Here is a 1,642-nt window from a genome sequence, read left to right as displayed (position 1 = left end):
TCCGCACCGTCGCGTGCGCGCAGCCCTTCCCGGTCGGCACGCAGGCCGCAACCGGGTTGCGCCAGCAACGCACTTGCGCTGCGATTGAGGAACACCACGCGGCCCGCGGCGTCGAGCAGCATCACCGCCTGCGGCGCCAGGTTCAGCATGTCGTGCGCCGCGTCGACGCTGGCACGCGTGTGCTGCCGCAGTTGCGCATGCAGCTGCTCGATGGTCCGCAGGTGCGGCACCAGCGCCTGGATCGACGCCAGTTCGTCCTCGCGGAAATCGTGGCCCGACTCGAGCGAGCGGCAATAGCTGAGGCCGCGCCAGCCGTCGTGCTCGCGCCAGTACGACACCGCGGCCAGGCCGCCGTTGAGCGGCCGCAGCACCTCCTGGTAGAGCTCGGTGCTGGCCATCGCCCGGCGGCTCAGGAAGGTGGAGGTACGCACCGGCAGGCCCGAGGCGGTGAGCCGGACCAGCGACTCGTGGTCGGCCATCGTGAGCCACTGGCCGAGCTCGCGTTCCTCGACCTGGCCGAATTGCGTGCAGGCGCGCCACTCGGTGTCGCCGTCGTGCATGCTCGTCATCACCACGTGCTCGGCGCCGATGCATTCGCGCAGCACGTTGAGGTCGATGCCGCCGGCACCCGGCGCCGCCACCTCGGCATACAGCCGCCGGACCGCGTCGGCCAGCGCCGTGGATTCCAGACCCATGTTCCCTCCTGTTCGGGAGTAGCGCGCGCAGGCGCAGATGCGCAGACTCCCTGCTCTGCTGTCATTGGCCGGACGGCGGTCGCGCCACGGCGCGCCGCAACGCGTCCGGGCCGTGCCAGCGTTTGTCGTGAACCCGCATGGCGCCGTCCTTCCTCACCCTTTCACATGCACCCCCGGGTGCCACCCGCCGCGACGCATTGCTGCGCGTCGCGCGCGGCGGCGCCGGCGTGCTCCTGTTGTCGGGCTCGCGTCTCGCGCCAGCCTCGGCGGCCTCGAGCGAGGCCTTCTCCCCTGTGTCTTCCGCCCGGCTGCGCTTCGCCCTGCCGCTGCTCGACGAGGCCCTGGCCTCGCGCGCCGCGTGGGAACCGCTGCTGCACCCGCTGTGCGCCGCTGTCGGCTGCGCGCTCGAGACGGCCACGCTGTCCAGCCTCGAATCGCTGGCACGTGCCGTCGCGCACGCCGAGGTCGACGCCGGCTTCCTGGCCCCCGAGGCCGCGCTGCAGGCGGTGGTCGAGGGGCGGATGCGGATTCTCGCCCAAGCGAAGCGCCCGGCGGCGCAAGACCCCAACCGCGCGGTGCTGCTGGTGCGCCGCGCGGCCCCGCCCGACGCGCTCGACCGGCTGCTGGCCGAGCCCCAGGACTGGCGCATCGCCTACGGCGAGCGGCGTTCCATCGCGGGCTATGTGCTGCCCCAGGCGCGGCTGTTCCTGCCGCGCGGCATCGACATGGAGACCGCCTTCCGCACCGAGACCGTCGGCTCCACCTTCGCGAGCAGCCTCGCGCTGGCCAACGGCGACGTCGACATCGCGACCGGCACCCTCGACGACCACCGCCTGTTCTGCCGCCGCTTTCCACCCGAGGGCCGGCAGCTCAGGATCGTCTGGCAATCGGAGCCCCTGCCCGCCGAGCGCTTCGCCATCCGCGCCGACTGGCCGCGCGCCACGCGC

Annotated in this window: 2 protein-coding genes; one reads left to right on the top strand and one right to left on the bottom strand. The window is 73.1% G+C overall.

Annotated elements, in window-relative coordinates; translation table 11 throughout:
- Positions 1-695, bottom strand: a 695-nt coding sequence (locus AC27VN_RS40875; RefSeq protein WP_490880421.1) for a hypothetical protein, incomplete at its 3' end; no start/stop codon positions are given.
- Positions 696-892: 197 nt separating this feature from the next.
- On the opposite strand from AC27VN_RS40875, the gene AC27VN_RS40870 reads away from it, so the two are divergent.
- Positions 893-1,642 (top strand): PhnD/SsuA/transferrin family substrate-binding protein (locus AC27VN_RS40870; RefSeq protein WP_490880420.1); only part of this gene is annotated, 750 nt, incomplete at its 3' end.

It is taken from the genome of Variovorax sp. 20P10.2.4 (assembly GCF_058244205.1).
Note: the sequence above shows the minus strand (reverse complement) of the source record. Positions and strands in the feature narration are given on the sequence as shown.